The organism is Pseudoroseicyclus aestuarii (assembly GCF_003217255.1).
GTDB lineage: Bacteria > Pseudomonadota > Alphaproteobacteria > Rhodobacterales > Rhodobacteraceae > Pseudoroseicyclus > Pseudoroseicyclus aestuarii.
This window is the reverse complement of record NZ_QJTE01000002.1, coordinates 661,261-678,409: the sequence shown is the minus strand read 5'-3', so window position 1 is coordinate 678,409 and position 17,149 is coordinate 661,261. Positions and strand designations below refer to the sequence as shown.

General features: G+C 71.7%; 20 protein-coding genes. 6 read left to right on the top strand and 14 right to left on the bottom strand.

All coding sequences use genetic code 11. From position 1 onward, the window contains the following. The first annotated feature begins 12 nt into the window (after positions 1-12). The 4 genes from DFP88_RS08100 (at position 13) to DFP88_RS08085 (ending at position 3,836) form a co-directional block, all read left to right on the top strand. The gene (locus DFP88_RS08100; protein WP_146227456.1) at positions 13-558 is read left to right on the top strand and encodes a histidine phosphatase family protein; all 546 of its coding nucleotides are present in this window, start codon (positions 13-15) and stop codon (positions 556-558) included. A 91-nt stretch (positions 559-649) separates the two neighbouring features. Then, on the top strand, positions 650-1,090 hold the full coding sequence (locus DFP88_RS08095; protein ID WP_181418592.1) for a MarR family winged helix-turn-helix transcriptional regulator: 441 nt from the start codon (positions 650-652) through the stop codon (positions 1,088-1,090). Further along, the gene (locus tag DFP88_RS08090) at positions 1,087-2,721 is read left to right on the top strand and encodes an MFS transporter (RefSeq protein ID WP_110813919.1); all 1,635 of its coding nucleotides are present in this window, start codon (positions 1,087-1,089) and stop codon (positions 2,719-2,721) included. The genes DFP88_RS08095 and DFP88_RS08090 overlap by 4 nt, the downstream gene beginning before the upstream one ends. A gap of 5 nt (positions 2,722-2,726) precedes the next feature. Next, positions 2,727-3,836 carry an HlyD family secretion protein gene (locus DFP88_RS08085; protein WP_110814201.1) on the top strand — a complete coding sequence of 370 codons (1,110 nt, stop codon included), beginning with the start codon at positions 2,727-2,729 and terminating at the stop codon, positions 3,834-3,836. Positions 3,837-3,846: 10 nt separating this feature from the next. On the opposite strand, the gene DFP88_RS08080 is transcribed toward DFP88_RS08085, so the two are convergent. From DFP88_RS08080 to DFP88_RS08045, 8 genes are all read right to left on the bottom strand, one after another. Continuing rightward, positions 3,847-4,914 (bottom strand): energy transducer TonB family protein, encoded by a 1,068-nt coding sequence (locus tag DFP88_RS08080; RefSeq protein ID WP_110813918.1) that lies wholly within the window; start codon positions 4,912-4,914, stop codon positions 3,847-3,849. Beyond that, complete coding sequence (locus DFP88_RS08075) at positions 4,911-5,309, bottom strand: ExbD/TolR family protein (protein ID WP_110813917.1); 399 nt, start codon at positions 5,307-5,309, stop codon at positions 4,911-4,913. The genes DFP88_RS08080 and DFP88_RS08075 overlap by 4 nt, the downstream gene beginning before the upstream one ends. Beyond that, on the bottom strand, positions 5,306-5,686 hold the full coding sequence (locus tag DFP88_RS08070; protein WP_110813916.1) for a biopolymer transporter ExbD: 381 nt from the start codon (positions 5,684-5,686) through the stop codon (positions 5,306-5,308). Before DFP88_RS08070 ends, DFP88_RS08075 begins: the two co-directional genes overlap by 4 nt. Beyond that, complete coding sequence (locus DFP88_RS08065) at positions 5,676-6,347, bottom strand: MotA/TolQ/ExbB proton channel family protein (protein ID WP_110813915.1); 672 nt, start codon at positions 6,345-6,347, stop codon at positions 5,676-5,678. Before DFP88_RS08065 ends, DFP88_RS08070 begins: the two co-directional genes overlap by 11 nt. Further along, a complete protein-coding gene (locus DFP88_RS08060; protein ID WP_110813914.1) occupies positions 6,347-6,808 on the bottom strand; it encodes a hypothetical protein in 462 nt (153 codons plus the stop codon). The genes DFP88_RS08065 and DFP88_RS08060 overlap by 1 nt, the downstream gene beginning before the upstream one ends. Before the next feature lie 122 nt (positions 6,809-6,930). Next, positions 6,931-7,533, bottom strand: coding sequence for an SCO family protein (locus DFP88_RS08055; RefSeq protein ID WP_110813913.1), 603 nt, complete (start codon positions 7,531-7,533; stop codon positions 6,931-6,933). Between the two features lie 57 nt (positions 7,534-7,590). Further along, positions 7,591-8,682, bottom strand: a complete 1,092-nt coding sequence (locus DFP88_RS08050) for a copper chaperone PCu(A)C domain-containing protein (protein ID WP_110813912.1) — start codon at positions 8,680-8,682, stop codon at positions 7,591-7,593. A gap of 96 nt (positions 8,683-8,778) precedes the next feature. Continuing rightward, on the bottom strand, positions 8,779-9,201 hold the full coding sequence (locus DFP88_RS08045) for a DUF2946 family protein (protein ID WP_146227454.1): 423 nt from the start codon (positions 9,199-9,201) through the stop codon (positions 8,779-8,781). Positions 9,202-9,373: 172 nt separating this feature from the next. Between DFP88_RS08045 and DFP88_RS08040 the strand changes: the two genes are divergently transcribed. Both DFP88_RS08040 and DFP88_RS08035 read left to right on the top strand, forming a co-directional pair. Further along, complete coding sequence (locus DFP88_RS08040) at positions 9,374-10,162, top strand: DUF1684 domain-containing protein (RefSeq protein WP_110813910.1); 789 nt, start codon at positions 9,374-9,376, stop codon at positions 10,160-10,162. 181 nt (positions 10,163-10,343) lie between these two features. Further along, on the top strand, positions 10,344-10,835 hold the full coding sequence (locus DFP88_RS08035) for a GrpB family protein (protein WP_220032309.1): 492 nt from the start codon (positions 10,344-10,346) through the stop codon (positions 10,833-10,835). A gap of 85 nt (positions 10,836-10,920) precedes the next feature. Here DFP88_RS08035 and DFP88_RS08030 read toward each other — a convergent pair whose 3' ends face one another. Genes DFP88_RS08030 through DFP88_RS08005 form a run of 6 tightly spaced genes read right to left on the bottom strand, consistent with a single transcriptional unit; the run spans position 10,921 to position 17,131 of the window. Next, complete coding sequence (locus DFP88_RS08030) at positions 10,921-11,754, bottom strand: carbohydrate ABC transporter permease (protein ID WP_110813909.1); 834 nt, start codon at positions 11,752-11,754, stop codon at positions 10,921-10,923. Beyond that, entirely contained in the window at positions 11,751-12,644 is an 894-nt protein-coding gene (locus DFP88_RS08025) for a carbohydrate ABC transporter permease (protein WP_245904737.1), read from the bottom strand. The genes DFP88_RS08030 and DFP88_RS08025 overlap by 4 nt, the downstream gene beginning before the upstream one ends. Further along, entirely contained in the window at positions 12,641-13,939 is a 1,299-nt protein-coding gene (locus DFP88_RS08020) for an extracellular solute-binding protein (RefSeq protein WP_110813908.1), read from the bottom strand. The genes DFP88_RS08025 and DFP88_RS08020 overlap by 4 nt, the downstream gene beginning before the upstream one ends. Continuing rightward, positions 13,936-15,504, bottom strand: coding sequence for an alkaline phosphatase family protein (locus tag DFP88_RS17025; RefSeq protein ID WP_181418591.1), 1,569 nt, complete (start codon positions 15,502-15,504; stop codon positions 13,936-13,938). The genes DFP88_RS08020 and DFP88_RS17025 overlap by 4 nt, the downstream gene beginning before the upstream one ends. Next, the gene (locus DFP88_RS08010) at positions 15,501-16,415 is read right to left on the bottom strand and encodes a lysylphosphatidylglycerol synthase transmembrane domain-containing protein (RefSeq protein WP_110813907.1); all 915 of its coding nucleotides are present in this window, start codon (positions 16,413-16,415) and stop codon (positions 15,501-15,503) included. Before DFP88_RS08010 ends, DFP88_RS17025 begins: the two co-directional genes overlap by 4 nt. Further along, positions 16,412-17,131, bottom strand: coding sequence for a CDP-alcohol phosphatidyltransferase family protein (locus tag DFP88_RS08005; protein ID WP_245904736.1), 720 nt, complete (start codon positions 17,129-17,131; stop codon positions 16,412-16,414). The genes DFP88_RS08010 and DFP88_RS08005 overlap by 4 nt, the downstream gene beginning before the upstream one ends. Between the last annotated feature and the right edge of the window lie 18 nt (positions 17,132-17,149).

The window sequence follows — 17,149 nt, the reverse complement described above, 5'->3', positions numbered from 1 at the left end:
GAGGTGCCGCCGGTGATCCCGCTATTCGAACACTCCTTCTACTTCATGCGCCACGGCCGGACCGATGCCAATGCGCGCGACATCGTCTGCGGCCAGCTCGACCTGCCGCTGGACGAGGAGGGCCGTGCCCAGGCCACGCGCAGCGCCGCACGGCTGATGGATTACCCCATCGCCGCCATCTGGTGCTCTCCGCTCAAGCGGGCCCGCGCCACCGCCGAGGCGGCCGCGGCCGTGCTGAACCTCGAGATCCGCGAAGTGCCCGACCTGATGGAGCGGGACTGGGGCAAGCTGGACGGCACGGACCGCGCCGATCTGGACCGTGACGCGACCCCGCCCGGCGGCGAGAGCCCCGAGGATTTCCGCACCCGCACCCTGCGCGGGCTGGGACAGGTCGAGGGGCCGCATCCGGTGCTGATCGTCGCCCATGCCGGCACATCCCGCGTGATCCAGGGCGAGCTGACGGGCGGCGATTTCGACCGCCCGCTGAACACCGAGGTCCGGCACTGGATCAAGGACGAGGACCGCTGGACCTGCCGGACCCTGATCCCGGGCAGCTGACCGAGCATCCGGCCCCGCGCCTGAAGATCGCGGGGTCAGCCGCAGCGCCTCTGGACAGGCGGGCCGCGGCTTCCTAATTAGCATGCTAATTATGAGCAAGCTAACACATACCCAGCCGCAGCCGGCCCTCTTCATCTCGGTGATGCGGCTCAGCCGTGCCCTGCGGCAGCACTTCGACCGCGAAGCGCGGGCGAACGGGCTGACCTTTTCGCGGGCCCGCGCGCTGTCACTGGTGGGCCGCCTGCCCGGCTCTACCCAGACCGAGCTTGCGCGGCAGATGGAGATCGAGCCGCCCTCGATGAAGCGGCTTCTCGACGGGCTGGAGCAGAGCGGCTTCGTCACCCGCTGCCCGGTCGAGGGCAATCGCCGTGCCAATGGCGTCTTCCTGACGCCCCGCGCCGAAGAGCAGTTCGCCGGGCTCCTCGGCTTCATCAACACCCTGTCGGAAGAGCTGCTGGCCGATGCCGATCCCGCGGACATCGCCGCCGCGCAGCGCCTCTTCGACCATGTCCTGACGCGGTTCTCGGAATGACGCCGCCGCCCGAAGCCCCTGCCACGGGCCCTGCCGCCGCTCCGCCCGCGCCACCTGCGCCGCCGCCGCTGCCGCGCGCCGCCCTCTATGTCGCGGCCGGCGTGCTGATCGCGCTGGCGCAGGCACTGGGAAGCGGGCTGATCCTGACCAACACCCAGGTTCTGGGCGGCGCGCTGCACACGACCTCGATCGAGACGACATGGCTGATCGCGGCCTTCATGGCGCCGCGCGCCTCGCTCGCGCTGCTGCTGATCAAGCTGCGCACCCAGTTCGGGCTGCGCCGCTTCGCCGAGGTCAGCGTGGTGGCCTATGTCGCGGCGCTGCTCGCCAGCTTCTGGATGACGGACCTGCCCTCGGCCATCGCGCTGCAGTTTTTGGCCGGCATCGCCGCCGCGCCGATGTCCTCGCTCGCCTTTCTCTACACGCTCGAGGCCTTTCCCCCGGCGCTGAAGATGAAGGTCGCGCTGCCGCTGGTGCTGACGCTGATCACCATCGGCACGCCGCTGGCGCGGATGATCTCGCCCTGGCTGGAGACGGCCGGCAATCCGCATGTCTTCACGCTGCTGAACCTCGGGCTGGCGCTGCTTTGCACCGCCTTCGTCACCCGCCTGCCGCTGAACCCGATGCCGCGCGCCAAGGTGATCAGCCTGACCGACCTCATCAGCTACGCCTTCCTCGCCCTCGGCCTCGGCGGGCTGACCGTCGTCTTCGTCACCGGCACCGGCTACTGGTGGGCCGAGGCGCCCTGGATCGGCGTGCTCACCGCCGTCTCCATCGCCGCGCTGGCCATCGCCGTTGTGATCGAGCTGCAGCGCGAGGCGCCGCTCATCGACGTGCGCTGGATCGCCTCGCCCGCCATCCTGCACCTTGCCGCGGCGCTGTTGCTGTTCCGCATCCTTCTGGCCGAGCAAAGCGCCGGCGCGCCGGGGCTGTTCCTGCAGCTTGGCCTCGGGACCGAGCAGTTGCAGCCGCTCTTCATCGTGATCTGCGCCGCCACGCTGGCCGGCGGGGCGGCCTGCGCGCTGGTGATCGCGCCGGGGCGCGAGGGGCCGATCCACCTCGTGGCGCTGGCGCTGATCGCCTGGGCGGCCTGGGCCGACAGCCACGCCAGCGTCCTGACCCGGCCCGAGCAGATGTTCCTGACGCAGGGCACCATCGCCTTCGCCTCGGCGCTGTTCCTGCCGCCGGCGATGATGGCGGGGCTGATGTCTGCTCTGGCCCGCGGTCCGAGCTACATCCTGAGCTTCATCGTGGTCTTCCTGACCACGCAAAGCCTCGGCGGTGTCGCCGGCTCGGCCCTGTTCCGCAGCTTTGTCACGCTGCGCGAGCAGGCGCATCTGGCCTGGCTGAGGGACGGCCTCGACGCCGCCAATCCGCTGGTGGGGCAGACCCTTGCGGGCCGCGCGGCGGGCTATGCCGGGCAGATCGCCGATCCGGCGCTGCGGCAGGGGCAGGCCGCTGCCGACCTCGCCCGCAGCCTGGCCTCGCAGGCCTGGGTCGCGGCCTACAACGACGCCTTTCGCGCCATCGCGGTGGCCGCTGCCGCCGCCTTCCTCATCCTCTTTTTGCAAGTCGCGCTGAAGGCGGTGCGGGCCCGTGGGGCCGCCGCCGCAGCGCCTGAATCCGCGTGACCGTCATGAAAAAGCATATTCCCGCCCTCGCCGCCGTGATCCTCGGGCTGATCGGCATCGCCGCCACCCTTCTGGCCTTCGGGCTGCCGCCCTTCACCTCCTCGGTCGAGACGACGACCAACGCCTATGTGCGCGGCCATGTCGTCACCCTCTCGCCGCAGGTGGCAGGGCATGTGACCGAGGTCACGGTGCGGGACTTCCAACGGGTCGAGGCCGGCGAGGTGCTGGCGCGGATCGACGACCGCAGCCTGCGCCAGCAACTGGCGCAGGCGCAAAGCCAGCTCGACGCCGCCCGCGCCGCGCAGGAGAACGCCGACCAGAGCCAGGCCTCGGGCGAGGCGGCGCTCAGGGCGCGGCAGGCGGCGCTGACCTCGGCGCAGGCGGCGCTGCAGACGGCGCAGACCAGCGCCGATCGCGCGACCGAGCTGCAGGGCCGGGGCATCGTCTCGACCAGCAGCCTAGACCAGTCGCAGCTGGCGCTGGACCAGGCCAATGCGGGCGTCGCGCAGGCGCAAAGCCAGCTCGAGGTGGCCGAGCAGGACCTGAAATCCGTCGGCAGCAACCGCGAGAGCCTCGCCGCGCAGGTGCAGGCCGCCGAGGCGGCGGTGGAGCTGGCGCGCATCGCGCTGGACAACGCCACCATCCGCGCGCCGCAGGCGGGGCAGCTGGGACAGGTCGGCGTGCAGGCCGGGCAATACGTCACCCCCGGCAGCAGCCTCATGGCGCTGGTGCCGCACGACGTCTGGGTCGTCGCGAACTACAAGGAGACGCAGCTTCACGGCATGCAGCCGGGCCAGCGCGTCACCTTCAGCGTCGACGCAATGGACGGGCAGGTCTTCACCGGCCATATCTCCGGCTTCTCGCCCGCCACGGCCTCGGAGTTCAGCGCGCTCGGCAGCAGCGCCTCGGGCAACTTCACCAAGATCGCGCAGCGCCTGCCGGTGCGCATCGCCATCGACCCCGGCCAGCCCGAGGCCGAGGCGCTGGCGCCGGGCCTCTCGGTCGTCGTGCACACCGACACCGCCCAGGCGCCCGACCCGGACTGGCAGCCCGCGCCGCAGCCGGTCACGGAAGAGACCCTGGCCGAGGCCGGCCCGGAGCCCGAAGCGGACTAAGCGCCCGGCCTCACTGGCCCTGGAACGGCAGGTTGAAGGTGCGCTGCGCGCCGGGCGGCGGCGGCGGGAAGGGCTGGGCCCTTTGCACCATCTGCAGGCCCGCCCGGTCCAGCTGCGCCGAGCCCGAGCTGCGGGCGATCCCGAGGCTGGAGACAGCCCCGTTCGCGGCGATGGTGAAGGTGATCACCGCCGTCCCCCGCGCCGAGACCCGCCCGCGCGGCGCGCGGGCCAGCTGCCGCTGCACGATCCCGGGATAGTTCGAGGCGGCGGCATTGCCCTCCGCCCCGGCGGAAGAGGCCCCGCTGGCGGCGGCTTGCCCCGCGTCCTGCCCGCTTTGCTGTCCGCGCCGCGCATCGCTTTGCGCATTGCCCTGGTGCGACGGTTCAGATTGGGCCGGCGCGGTCGCGGCCTGCCGCACGGGCTGCGGCTCTGGCTCCGGCGCAGGCTCGGGGGCGAGGTCCTGCGGGCGTTCCGGCGGGCGCGGGGCGGCGCGCACCAGCGTCGCAGGCTCCTCCTCCGGCTGCGCCTCGATGCGCTCGGGCACCACGGGGGCGGCGGCATGTTGCGGCGCAGGCTCCGGGGCAGCGAGCGGCGTTTCGGCGGGCTCCGGTTCCGGCGCGGCCTCGACCGGCGTCTCGGCGAGGTCGGGCGCGGGACTGGCGGCGACTGGCGCGGCGGTGGCGACACTCTCGGCGCGGGGGACGGCGCTGGTCGGCGCGGCCTCTTGGGGCGTCACCGGCTCGGCCGGGGCGGGGACCTCGGGCTCTAGCGCCTCCGCCGTCTTGGCGGGCGGGACCTCGGGCACCTCGGCGGGCGGCGTCTCGGCAGGTTCGGCGGGCGCCTCGCGCGTCTCTTCCGGCTGCGGGCTGTCGGAGACCTCCGCGGCGTCCACCGGGCTTTCGGTGCCGGCGGTCAGGTCGTCAAAGCTGTTGCCCAGCGCGATGGCCCCCGGCTCTCCGCCGCCCTGCATCTGCACCGGCTCTTCCCAGGGCGCCAGCGCGAGCGCGCCGCCATGCACCGCCAGCGACAGCACCAGCGCCGTGCCTGCGACGAGGCGGGCCTTGCCGGTTCGGGTCATTCCAGCGCCTGCCGCGTGACCAGCGCCACGGTGCCGGCCCCTGCTTCGCGCAGCGCGGCGGCGACCTCGACCAGCCGCTGCGCCGGCACATCGGCATCCGGCACCAGCCTGACCCGCGCCAGATCGGCCTCCGTCCTCTCGGCGACATAGCCCTCGACCGTGACCGGCGCACCGCGATAGCTCAGCGCGCCCGCGGCATCGAGCACCAGCGCATCGGGCGGCGGCGCCGACTCCATGTCGCTGGTATCGACCAGCGTCAGTTCGGGATCGAGCGGCGGCGCCAGCTGCCCGGCAATCAGGAAGAAGATCAGCATCAGGAAGACGATGTTGATCAGCGCGATGGTCGGATCGGACTCGCGCCGCGGCCTTGCGGGGGCCAGCCCGGCCCCGGTCATTGCAGCACCGTCACGGCAAGGTCCGGCACCCGGCGCAGCACGACCAGCAGGTCGGCCAGCCGCTGCGCAGAGGTGCCGCCCCGCAGCGAGACGATCACCGGCGCATCGCCCCCGAGCCGCCCCGGCAGCGCCTCCAGCGCGACCGGCTGGCCGTTCAGGACGAGGTCCTCGCCGCCCAGCTGCACGAAAAGCGGCGCGGTGCCGGCGCGCGTCCCGCCGCCGCCCGTCGCGGCGGTCAGGTCGATCTCGGCATAGCGGGAGAAGGTCGATGACAGCATGAAAAAGAGCAGCAGAAGGAAGATCACGTCGATCAGCGAGGTGACCGAAAGCCGCCGCCGCCTGCGCGGCAGGGCAAGGCCGTAGACGTCAGGCTGCACGGGCCTGCACGTCCGTGGTGCTGTCCCGCATCGGCAGGCCGGGGCGCAGCACCGTCTGCAGTGCGCGGTCGGCCAGCGCCCGCTCGCCCGCGACCCGCGCCTCGAGCCAGGACAGGATGACGCTGGTCGGCATCGCGACGGCAAGACCCACCGCCGTGGTCATCAGCGCGACCCAGATGCCGCCCGCCAGGATCGAGGGATCGACGCTGGCGCCCGCGCCTTGCAGCGCCTGGAAGGCGTCGATCATGCCCAGAACGGTCCCGAAAAGGCCCAGCAGCGGCGCGAGCTGCGCGATGACGTCGAGAACGCGAAAGCCGCCCTCCAGCCGGGTCAGCCTTGCGGAGGCCTCGGCATAGAGACGCGGCGCAAGGGCGGCGGCATCGGCGCCGCCCTCAAGCGCCGTCATCCCGCCCTGGACGACCGGGCGCAGGTGGCTGCTGCTGCCCGAGAGCGCGCGGGTCGCGCCGGCGCGGTCCCCGCCGTCCCATGCGGCGAGGGCCTCCTGCAGGTGGCGGTGACGGCCGACGCGCAGGCTGCGGAACTGCCACAGCTTGAACAGCGTGACGGCCAGCGTCAGCACCGACATCAGCACGAGGATCGCGACCACCGGGCCGCCGAGGTCATACAGGCCTTGCAGCCGCTCCATCACCGCGCCCGGCATCAGCCGATCAGCCCGATCTCGGTGCGGCTGGACAGGGCGAGGCCCGCCATGCAGGCGCCCGGCTCGAGCCCCGCGCCGTCGCAGGACGACACGCCGTTGATCAGCACCTGCCCGGCATCGGCGCAATCGAGACCGGCAAGGTCGAACTGACGCACCCGCGGACGATCCTGCGGCAGCTCGCGGAAATCGAAGAGCGTGAGACGCTCGACCGCGCCGTCGCCGGTCAGCACCACCGTCTCGAGCGCGAGGGAGGACAGATCGGCGCCAAGATCGTTGCGTACAAGGAACGTCAGGCGGCAGCTGCCCTCGACCGCGTCGGCGGCATTCAGCTCGACCGAGAGGGCGGGCTCGGGCGCGGCATCCTCGGTGTCCTGCGCGGCGGCGGGAAGGGCGAGGGCCGTCGCGAGGGCGGCCAGAAGGCTGGCGGCCAGCCGGAAGCGGCCGGGGCGGGTAACGGTCATGGCGTCTCCTTGGGCGAGCGGTCGCAGCCGCGCCAGACCGCGATACCCTTCCCGACCAAAAGCGTCAAGTTTCCGCCCCGGACCACGCGCCCCCGGTCCGGCCGAGGGCGCGCCTAGCGGAATCAGCCTTCGAGAAGGGTGCGGATCTTGCCCTCGGCGACCGCGTAATCCTCCTGGTACTGGATCGGCTCGACGAAGCGCCCCTCCTCGTCGAAGAGCAGCACGAGGGCCGAGTGGTCCATCGTGTAGTCCCCGCCCTCGAGCGGGACCTTGCGGGCATAGATGCGGAAGGCCTTCGCCGCGGCGTCGACCTCTTCCTGCGTGCCGGTGACGCCGGTCACGCCCGGCGCCCAGGAGACGTAGTCCTCCAGCACCTCGGGCGTGTCGCGGTCGGGATCGATCGACACGAAGAAGACCCGCAGGTCCTGGTCGAGGTCCGAGACGTCCTCCTGCCAGGCGGCGATATCGCCCAGCGTGGTCGGGCAGACCTCGGGGCAGTGGGTGAAGCCGAAGAAGACAGCCGTGGGCTGCCCCTCCAGCGTCGCTTGGGTGAAGGGCTCTCCCTCGGTGGTGACGAGGCTGTAGTCCCCCTGCCCCAGCGGCGCGCCAAGCTGCGCGCTGGTGCCGCGGCCCGATCCGAACTGCAGCCAGAGAACCCCGGCCACCGCGAGGGCGACGAGGGTCCAGAGCGCGATCCCGACAAGGCGCATGGTGCTTCTGGTCATGGTGGTCTCCTGCTGATGATGAGGCGCCGCGGGCTGATCCCGCGGCGCCCGCCCGCGTCAGTGGTCCGAATGGTCCATGTGGTCCGAGTGATCGGCATGGCCCGAGTGGTCGCCGTGATCGCCGTGATCCATGCCGCCGGAGCCGGCATTGGGCGCGCGCACCGGCATCTCGATGCTCACCTCGCCAGCCTGCTCGAAGGTCAGGGTGACGTTCAGCGTCGCGCCTTCCTCGACCGGCGCCTCGAGGTCCATGAACATCAGGTGGTAGCCGCCGGGGCGAAGCTCCACCGTCTCGCCCGCCGGGATCACGAGGCCGTCGTCCAGCGCGCGCATGGTCATCACGTCGCCGTCCATCGACATCTCGTGGACCTCGGCGCGGTCGCTGGCATCCGAGGTGACGGCGGTCAGGCGATCGTCCGCCTCGCCGTCGTTGGTGATCGTCAGGTAGCCGCCGCCGACGGGCTGGTTCGGCAGGGTGGCGCGGGCGAAGGGCGCGGCGATGGTCAGATCGCCGACCTGGACCGCGGCCTCCTGCGCGTCTCCGGCGTCGTGGTGATCGTGGTGGCCGGCCTCTGCGCCGTGATCGCCGTGGTCGCCGTGCCCGCCGTGGTCGTGGTGATGTCCGTCCTGCGCCTCGGCCTGAGTCAGCGTCACCTTGGGCGCCGAGCCTTCGCCCCCCTCCGCCTCGCCGCCGGTGGCGGTCCAGGCCTCGGTCGCCTCGTCGCAGAACTGCACGACGGGGAAGTAGACCACCTCACCGACCTCGTGGGTGCCGGCGAAGCTGCCGCGGATGCTGAACTCGTCGTACCAGGCATCCTCGAGGCTGCCGCCGGACCATGTGATCTCGCGCGGGCCCTCGGTCATCGTGGTGCCGTGGTTGTCGTAGGGCTCGGCATAGGGGCCGGTCTCGATCTCCAGGTCCCAGCCGGGCTTGGGCATCGGCTTGGCGGCATAGAAGCCCTCGGGCAGGGTCACGCGCACCGTGTCGGTGGCCGCGCCCTCGCAGCCATGCGGCACGCGGAAGGTCGCGACGTAGCTGCCGCTGGCGGCGGTCTCGGCCTGCGTCAGGGTGACATGGGCCCCGGCACTGCCGGCGGTCAGGAGGGCGGCGCCGAGGGCGCTGCCGCGAAGAAGGGTCTTGAGGGTCATGGTCTGTCTCTTGCGAAGGAGTCGCCGGCGCGCCCTCCCTTGGGCGGGCGGGGTCGCACTCGGCCTGCATTTCGGTGGAGGTGATCCCGTGCGGGATCAGCGAAATGCGGCAGCCGGCGGATCGCGGGCCGATGGCGCGCGCGGCCCGGCGGCGCGCGGCGCAGCCTCGTCCCCGGGCGAGAGATAGGCGGCGTGATGGACCGGCGCGGGCAGCGGAAGCTGGACCGGCGCGGGCTGATCCGCCGCCTGGGCATGCACGGCCCAGGCGCAGGGGTGGCTTTCGTGCCGATGCGGCGGCGCCGGCCTCAGGCTGCCATCGGGCGCCTGCACAACCTCCAGCGGTCCCTCGCCGGTGCACAGGACGATGGAGGGGCCGTTCGGCCCTGCCGTCGCCATGGTCCCAAGGGGCAGCAGCGACAGCAGAAGGAACGGAAGCAGCAGGAGCCAGGCCAGCGCCCGCCCCGCATCTTGCCCACCGGCGCCCTGACGCCCGCGGCGGATATGCATCCCGGCCCTCATCCTGACCGCAGTCCTATCCTGCCCGCCGCGCGCTGGGAAGGCGCGGGGTGCCGCCTGGGGCGTTTTGCCTCGCCCCCTCCCGGCAGCCTGTGCGGGCCGCCGCACGGCTGTACGCAGGGCCCGCTCTCCAGTATCCCCCCGGGTGCCGGAGACCCTGACAGGAGACGACGCCATGCCCGCAGCCGAGACCTTTCGACAGGCCCACGCAGACTGGCGCGAGGCCCGCATGGAGAAGCTGACCGCCGAGACCGGCTGGCTGAACCTGCTGGGCCGCTGGTGGGTCACGCCCGGCACCTGGACCATCGGCAGCGCGCCGGGCAGCGACATCCGCCTGCCCGAGGGGCCGGAGCTGCTGGGCCGGCTGGTGCTGGAGACGCCCGACAGCGGCAGCTTCCTTTCGGCAGAGGGGGCGGAGATCCCGATCGACCGCGCCTCGGGCCGGACCTCATGGCAGGCGGGCCGCTTCGCGCTGGAGATCGCGGCGCTGAACGACTGGCGCGCCCTGCGCGTGCGCGACAGGCACTCGGCCGCCGCCGAGGCGCTGGCCCCGATCCCCCACTTCCCGCTCGACCCCGCGCTGCGCATCACCGCAAGCTGGGAGGCGCTGCCGCAGGCCCTGGCCCTGACGCAGGACACCGTCGTGGGCCTGCCGATACGGGTTCAGGCGACCCATGTCGCGCGGTTGGAGCTGCAGGGCGAAAGCCTCGCGCTGCTGGCGACCCATGGCACCGCGGAAAGGCCGCAGTTCGTGTTCCGCGACCTGACCTCGAAGGACGACACCTATGCCCCGATGCGCTTCGTCTTCGGCGAGGAGGTGACGGACGGCAGCGTCGTCATCGACTTCAACCGCGCCATCAACCCGCCCTCCGCCTTCACCCCCCACGCCCTCTGCCCCCTGCCCCCGCGCGAGAATCTGCTGTTCACTCGCATCGAGGCGGGGGAGCGGCGGTTGTCGCGGTGAGCGCCTGGGGGGGGGAGGTGCCACGTCTGACCCTCGGGGCCGGCCGTTCTCGCCAGTGGGCTGATGCTGCCGTTCAGGCAGTGCGTGGGGAAGGTTGAATCTGAGCCCAGACATACATCTTTTTGCGTTGTAGCGAATGGCGGCTTTAGACTAGAAGCGCAGAATGAAGCTTACGAGCTAAATTACTGATTATGACCAGAGTTGGCCACGTCTCTTTTCGGAAGAGGCAGGACGGTTGCGGTCGGTATTTGGCGATGCGTGTATCAACATCCATCATGTCGGCAGCACTGCGGTTGAGGGTTTGGCTGCTAAACCTGAAATCGATATTCTAGTGGTGGTTTCCAACGCCTGCAGTTTGGATAATTGGCAGGCTGAGCTGACTGGCCTGGGCTATAGGCGCGGTAACGACCTGATGGAGGGCCATCATTTCTTCAAACGCGATGTTGGTGGGATAAGAACCCACAAGCTTCACGTCTGCGTTTCGGGCCATTCACAGATTACTAGAATGCTTGGGATACGCGACCATTTGCGTAGCAATTCTGGTGATAGCCGGGCATATGCAGAACTCAAACTACGCCTTGAGAAAGAAAACAGTACCGGCATTGCTGAATACCTAGCAGGCAAGGCCCCATTCCTAGACGAACTATATCGGAAGGACCCAAAAAAAGGATAGCCGACATTGGCGCAAACGCAGCGAAAAGGCGCTTTGCCCGAAAATCCGATCTCTACGCCAATCGCCCGAGCGGCCAACGCCCCCCCTACCCCTTCACCGCCCCCGCGATCAGCGCCGTGACGATCATCCGCTGCAGCGCCACGAAGACCGCGACGGCGGGGAGGACCGCGATCAGGCAGGCCGCCGCCAGGAGCTGCGTGGTCGAGGCGCTGATCGAGCCGGCGAAGTTGAAGATCGCGACCGAGATCGGCCAGTCGGCGTCCCGCTCAAGCAGGATGAAGGGGATCAGGAACTGCGACCAGTTCATCACCATCGCAAGGATGAAGGCCGAGGCGATGCCCGACCGCGCCAGCGGCAGCGTGATCAGCGCCAGCGTCCGGGGGCGCGAGGCGCCGTCCATGCTCGCGGCCTCCTCCAGCTCCTTCGGGATGGCGTCGAAGGCGATCTTCAGCAGCCAGACGGCCAGCGGCATCCCCAGCGCGCCGTAGACCGCGATCACCGAGAGGTCGCGGTTCAGCAGGCCCAGCGCCGACATCCAGCGGTAAAGCGGCACCAGCAGCACCAGCGGCGAGATCATCTGTACCGCGAGCAGGCCCAGCAGCACCGCCGCCTTGCCGCGGAAGTCGATGCGGGAACAGGCGTAGGCGGCAGGGATCGCCAGAGCGACGGCCAGCGCCGCCCCCGCGGTCGAGAGCTTCAGCCCGTTCCAGAGGTAGATCAGGAAGGCCGGGTCCGAGAGGATCGTGCGGAAATTGTCCAGCGTCGGCGCCTCGGGGATGAAGCGGGCGGCGCCGCGGTAAACCTCGGCCGGGGTGCGGATCGCGAGGCTGACCAGCCAGGCGAAGGGCACGGCGAAGAAGACTGCCAGCACCCCCAGCAGCAGGTAGCTAGCCAGATCGCCAAGGCGCGCGCGGCTCATGCCTCGCCCCGCCCGCCAGCCGCGAGGACCGCCAGCGTCATCCCCATGCCGATCACGAAAAGCAGCAGCGCCAGCACCGCCCCGCCGGCAAGGTCGAGGTTGTAGAACACCGTGTTGAAGGTGAAGAGCGACAGCACCTCCGTCGCGCGGCCCGGCCCACCCCCGGTCAGCGCGAGGATGGAATCAAAGGTGTTGAGCGTCTGCACCGACACGAGCACCGTGTTCACCGCGATGGCCCGGCGCAGGAGCGGAAGCGTGATCGCGGTGAAGACGCGCCATGGCCCGGCGCCGTCCAGCGCGGCCACCTCGTAAAGGGTCGGGTCGATCCCCCGCCGCGCCGCGTAGAAGACGATCATCGAAAAGGCCGTGCCCTGCCAGAGGTTGGCGATCACGGCAGAGACCAGCGCCATGCGCGGGTCCGACAGCCAGGCCACCGGCCCGGCGCCGACATAGGCCAGCAGGCTGTTGAGTGTTCCGTAGGGCGCCTCGTCGAAGAGCATCGACCAGATCAGCCCGTTGGCGATGCCCGGCACCACCCAGGCCGCCAGCACCAGCGTCCGGAAGGCCGCCATGCCATGCAGGCCCCGCCGCTCTCCGCGGGCGATGGTCAGGGCGATCAGCAGGCCCAGAAGTTGCAACGCCACCACGTTCACCGCGACGAAAAGCAGCGTCGTGCCAAGGACCTGCGGCAGCGCCGGGTCGGTCAGGATCGCGCGCAGCGCCTGTGTGGAAAAGCCCGAGGCTGGGCGCACCAGCGTCGCGTCGCTGACCGCCAGCCGCGCCACGTCGAGCACCGGCACGGCGTAGAAGGCGGCCAGCACGAGGACCGCGGGCAGGAGCCAGGGCGCGGGATGCGCGGCCCCCGGCCCGCGGTCGGGCGCGGGCCTCACTGGCGGTCGTAGGCGGCCTGAACCGCCGCGGCGGCGGCATCGAGCGCCTCTTCGGGCTCGGCGGTGCCCGAGAGGACATTGCCCAGCATGATCTGGATCTGGTTCGAGATCTCGGGGTAGATCGCCGCCCCGGGCCGGGCCACGCCGTTCTCCAGCGCCTCGGCGAAGAGGTCGTATTCGGCGCCGTCGTAGGCGTCGTACTGGTCATAGATCGCGGCAGAGGTGGGCAGCAGCCCCTGCGCCGCATTGCCGGGACCGGCGTAGATCTCCTTGACGATCTCACCGCAAAGCCTGCGCTTTTCCTCATCCTCGGAGAGGGCGGCGATGGTCCAGCCGCCGGTGCCGGTGGCGCGCTGATCGGGCGCCGGGCCGGGCAGCTCCGAGACCGCCCAATTGGCGAACTGCTCTTCGGGCAGCGTGGCGCGCAGCTGGCCGTACTGCCAATTGCCGCCGACGAACATGGAGGCCGTGCCGGCGGCAGCGGCGGCGGTGAAGGCGTCGTAATCGTCGATCGCCGTCACCCGCCGGGGCGAGGCGCCGCTTTCGACCAGATTCTGGTAGTAGGCGATGGCCGCGAGCATCTTTTCGCGGTTCTCGCCCTCGGCGAAGACCGGCGCGCCGTCGGCGTCCACAAGCTCCCCGCCCTGCGCCCAGAAATTCGCGAGCCAGTCGAAGGCGGTCCCCTCCCAGCGGCCGCCGTTGAAGAGCAGCCCCTCGCGCCCGGCCTCGACCGCCGCAAGCCCGGCCTCCTGCGCCTCCGCCCAGGTCTGCGGCGCCTCGGGCACGACGGAGGTGTCGCGGTAGAGGACGCGCAGGTCGGTGAACCACCACCAGGCCAGCACCTCGCCCGCCTCGTTCGTCACCGCCTCGCGCACGTAGGGAAAGAGATCGGCGACGTCGTCTTCGGAAAAGACCATGTCCATCGGCTGCAGCACGCCCGTGTCCTTGAAGAGGGCGAGCCGGCTGGAATCGATCATCGCGCAATCGGGGCCGCGCCCGGCCTGCGTCTGCTGCAGCAGGCGCGCCTGCTCCTGCCCGATGTTGCCGGTCTGAAGCTGGGTCTCGATCTTCCAGTCAGGCCGCGCCTCGATGAAGTCCGAGAAGAGATCCTCGAAAGCCTCGCTGGTTGCCGGGTCCGAGGAATAGAGGTCGTAGGCCGTCAGCCGGAAGGTCAGCGTATTGGGCGCATCCGCCAGCCCGACGCGGTTGCGCGTGACCAGATCCTGCGCCGCCGCGGGCAGGGGCACAAGGGCGGGGGCGGCGGCCAGCGCGGCCATGAGAAGGGTCGGTTTCATCGGCTCTCTCCTGTCGGGATCTCGAAAACGCTCGTCATCATCGCGCGGAACGCCTGCATGGGAAGTACGGGGGACGCGGCCTCGGGGATCATACCGGGCCGGAAATATCCGCCCGTCAAGCGGGTCAGCAGGGACGCGTCCCGCGTGATGATGTGGACCGGGACGTCTGGCGGCGCGCCCTGCCCGGTCAGCAGCGGCGCGGGCTGGTGATCGCCCAGCAGGATGAAGAGCGCGTCCTCATCCTGCCGGGCGATGTATTGCCCGGCCACCTCGAGCGCGTAGTCGAGCGATGCGGAATACTGCGCGCGGATCGTCTCGGGGTCGGACCAGACCTCGCGCGGGGTGCCGCCGTCGCGCTGCGTGCCGTCGAAGATGCGCCCCTCGCCGATCGCCTCCCAGGGGACGAGGCGCGGCAGCGGCGTCCAGGGCGCGTGCGAGGTCAGCAGCGCCATCTCCACCATGTCCGGCCCCGGCGCGCGCAGGAGCCGGTCCATCGCGGTCCAGGTGTACTGGTCGGGCATCGTCACCCAGTCGAAGGGCTGCCCGCGATAGCCCAGCCCCGCGGCATCGAGCGTGGTGTCGTAGCCGAACCAGCCCGCCTCGGGCCAGTCGAGGGTGATGGCCGGCATCGCCGCCCCCGTGCGCCAGCCCGCGCGGCCGAAGAGCCTGTTCAGCGAGGCGCGGTCCGAGGTCATCAGCCGGTCGTAGCGGATCTGGCTGTCCACCCAGAGACCGGAAAGCAGCGTGCCATGGCTCAGCCAGCTTTGCCCGCCCCGCGTCGGCGCCGCCATCCATGCGCTGCTGACGTGCCAGCCGGCCCCGGCCAGCCCATTCTCTACCGCCTCAAGCCGCGGGATGGAGGTCCGGGCGAAGTCCGGATCGTCCAGCCAGGACCGGCCGTAGGATTCCACGAAGGCGAGGATCACGTCGCGCTCGCCCAGCGCGGCGAAGCGGGGCGCCGGGACCGGCTCCTCCCGCAAAGCCTCGGTAAAGGCCTCGAGGTCGGCGACGCCGCGGGTCATGCCCTCGATCTGGGACAGGACCACGGGCGTAGCGGCGAAGGGGCGCCAGCCCGGCAGGATCGCCGCAGCCGCCAGCGCGAGGGCGGGCATCGCCAGCACCCCGCCGCGCCCGCCCGGCCCGAGCCGCCGCAACGGCGCGAGGCAGGCCCAGAGAAGCGCGCCGAGGGCCGCCAGCGCCAGCAGGGTCGCGCCGATGGCGGCCAGCGCCTCGCCCCGCCCAACGCTCGAGGCCAGAAGCGCCCAGCCAGAGACCAGCAGGTGCATGTCGAGAAGCGGATTGAACGGCCGACTGAAGGCCGCATAGGTGCCGAGGTTGGACACCCGCAGCAGGACCAGCGCGAGGGCCAGCGCCACCGCCAGCGCCCGCAGCCAGCGCCCCGGCGCGAGGGCCAGCGCCAGCAGCACCACCGGCAGCTCCCATGTCGGGCGCAGGAACCGCCCGAGCGTCAGGCCGGCGGGGTGGGAGGGCATGACGATGACGAGGTGCAGCAGCATCACGCCCAGCGCCAGCAGCGCCGCCCGGCGGACGCCCCGGCCCGTCACCCCGGCCTCCGGCCGTCCGCGCGCCGCCGGGGCGGCGGCGCCTGCCGCAGCAGCAGCGGCAGGCCCGGCGCGGCGGCGATCATCATCGCGATGCCGAAGGTGATGCCCGCGGCGATGCCGGCGCTCGCGCTTGCCCCGGCCACGGGAAACAGCGCCGCCGCCGCCCCCTCGCGCCAGCCCCAGCCGGCGATGCCGAGGGGGATGACCATGGCGGTCAGGATCAGCGGCACCAGCACCAGCGCCGCCAGCGGCGAGAGCGGCACGCCCACGGCGCGGGCGCAGGCCGCGAAGGCGATGACGTTCAGAAGCGCCGCGACGATCGACAGGCCGGCATGGGCCGCGCGCAGCCGCGCGTCCGGCAGGCAGCGCGCGATCAGCGCCGCGATCCGCCCGCCCCGCAGCAGCAGCACCGCCAGCGCCGCACCGCCCGCCCCGGCAAGCCCCGCAAGCGCGAGGCCGCGCACCAGCCCCGGCGGCCAGTCGAGCGCGCCGGGCGCAAGCGCGGCCCAGCCCAGCCCAGCGAGGCCGACGGCGAGGAGGCCAAGCTGCCCGGCCGCCCGCTCAAGCACCACCGCCTGGGCCGCACGCTTCAGCCCCTCCTCGCCCGCGCGGGACCGCACCGCGCGGGCGCCGTCCCCCACCACGCCGCCCGGCACCGTCAGGTTCACGAGCTGCGCGACGAGGTATTCGGCCAGCGCCCACCGGGCCGAGAAGGCGATCCCCAGCGATCCCGCCACAAGGCGCCAGCGCAGGGCCATCAGCACCGTCTGGGCCAGAAGCGCGGCGACCGCGACCCCGATCCAGACCGGCTCGGCGGCGGCGAGCCGCGCCCCGACATCGGCGCTGCCGAAGGCGACGAGCAGCAGCACCAGAAGCACGAGGGCGACAAGGGGCTTGATCGCGGCCCTCATGCGCGGCGCGCCAGCCAGCGGATATCGACGCCAAAGGACCAGGCCACCAGCAGCGCCGCCACGGGCGCGACGAGGCCCGCGAGGCCTGCCGGAAAGACCGGCGCGGCAAGGGCCAGCAGCGCGGCGATCTGCACGACGCAGACGGTCTTGCGGCGCAGGCTCTCGGGCAGCGGCTGGCCGAGCCAGGGCCAGCGCCAGGCGGCGGCGACGAAGGCATAGCGCGCCCCGCCCAGCACCAGAAGCTCGGCCCCCGCCACGCCGCGCAGCAGGAGCACCATCGCGAGGATCGCCGCGAGGGCGGAGTCGACCTCCATGTCGTAGCGCGCCCCGAAGGCCGAGCTCAGGCCCTGCCGCCGCGCCAGCCAGCCGTCGACCGCATCGAGAGAGAGGGCCAGCGCGGCGAGCGCCGTGGGCGCCCAGCCCGCCCATCCGGTTTGCGGCGCGGGGACAAAAGCGCTCGCGGCGATGGCGGCGACCAGCGCGAGGCGCAGCGTCGTGACCGCATTGGCCCCGCCGAGCCTCTCGTGGCGGTGGCCCCGCGCGAGGCCGGGAACCGCCAGCCCCAGCCCGAGGGCCAGCACCGCAAGGGAAGCCGGCATCCCGGCGGGGGAGATCGTCCAGGCCAGCACGAGCGTCGGGATGGCGAGGCACAGGCCGAGGCCGATCAACCGGTGCGCCGCCCCCTGCCCCGCGCGTGCGGTCGGCAGCGCCCTCATGCCGCCCACACCGCGGCC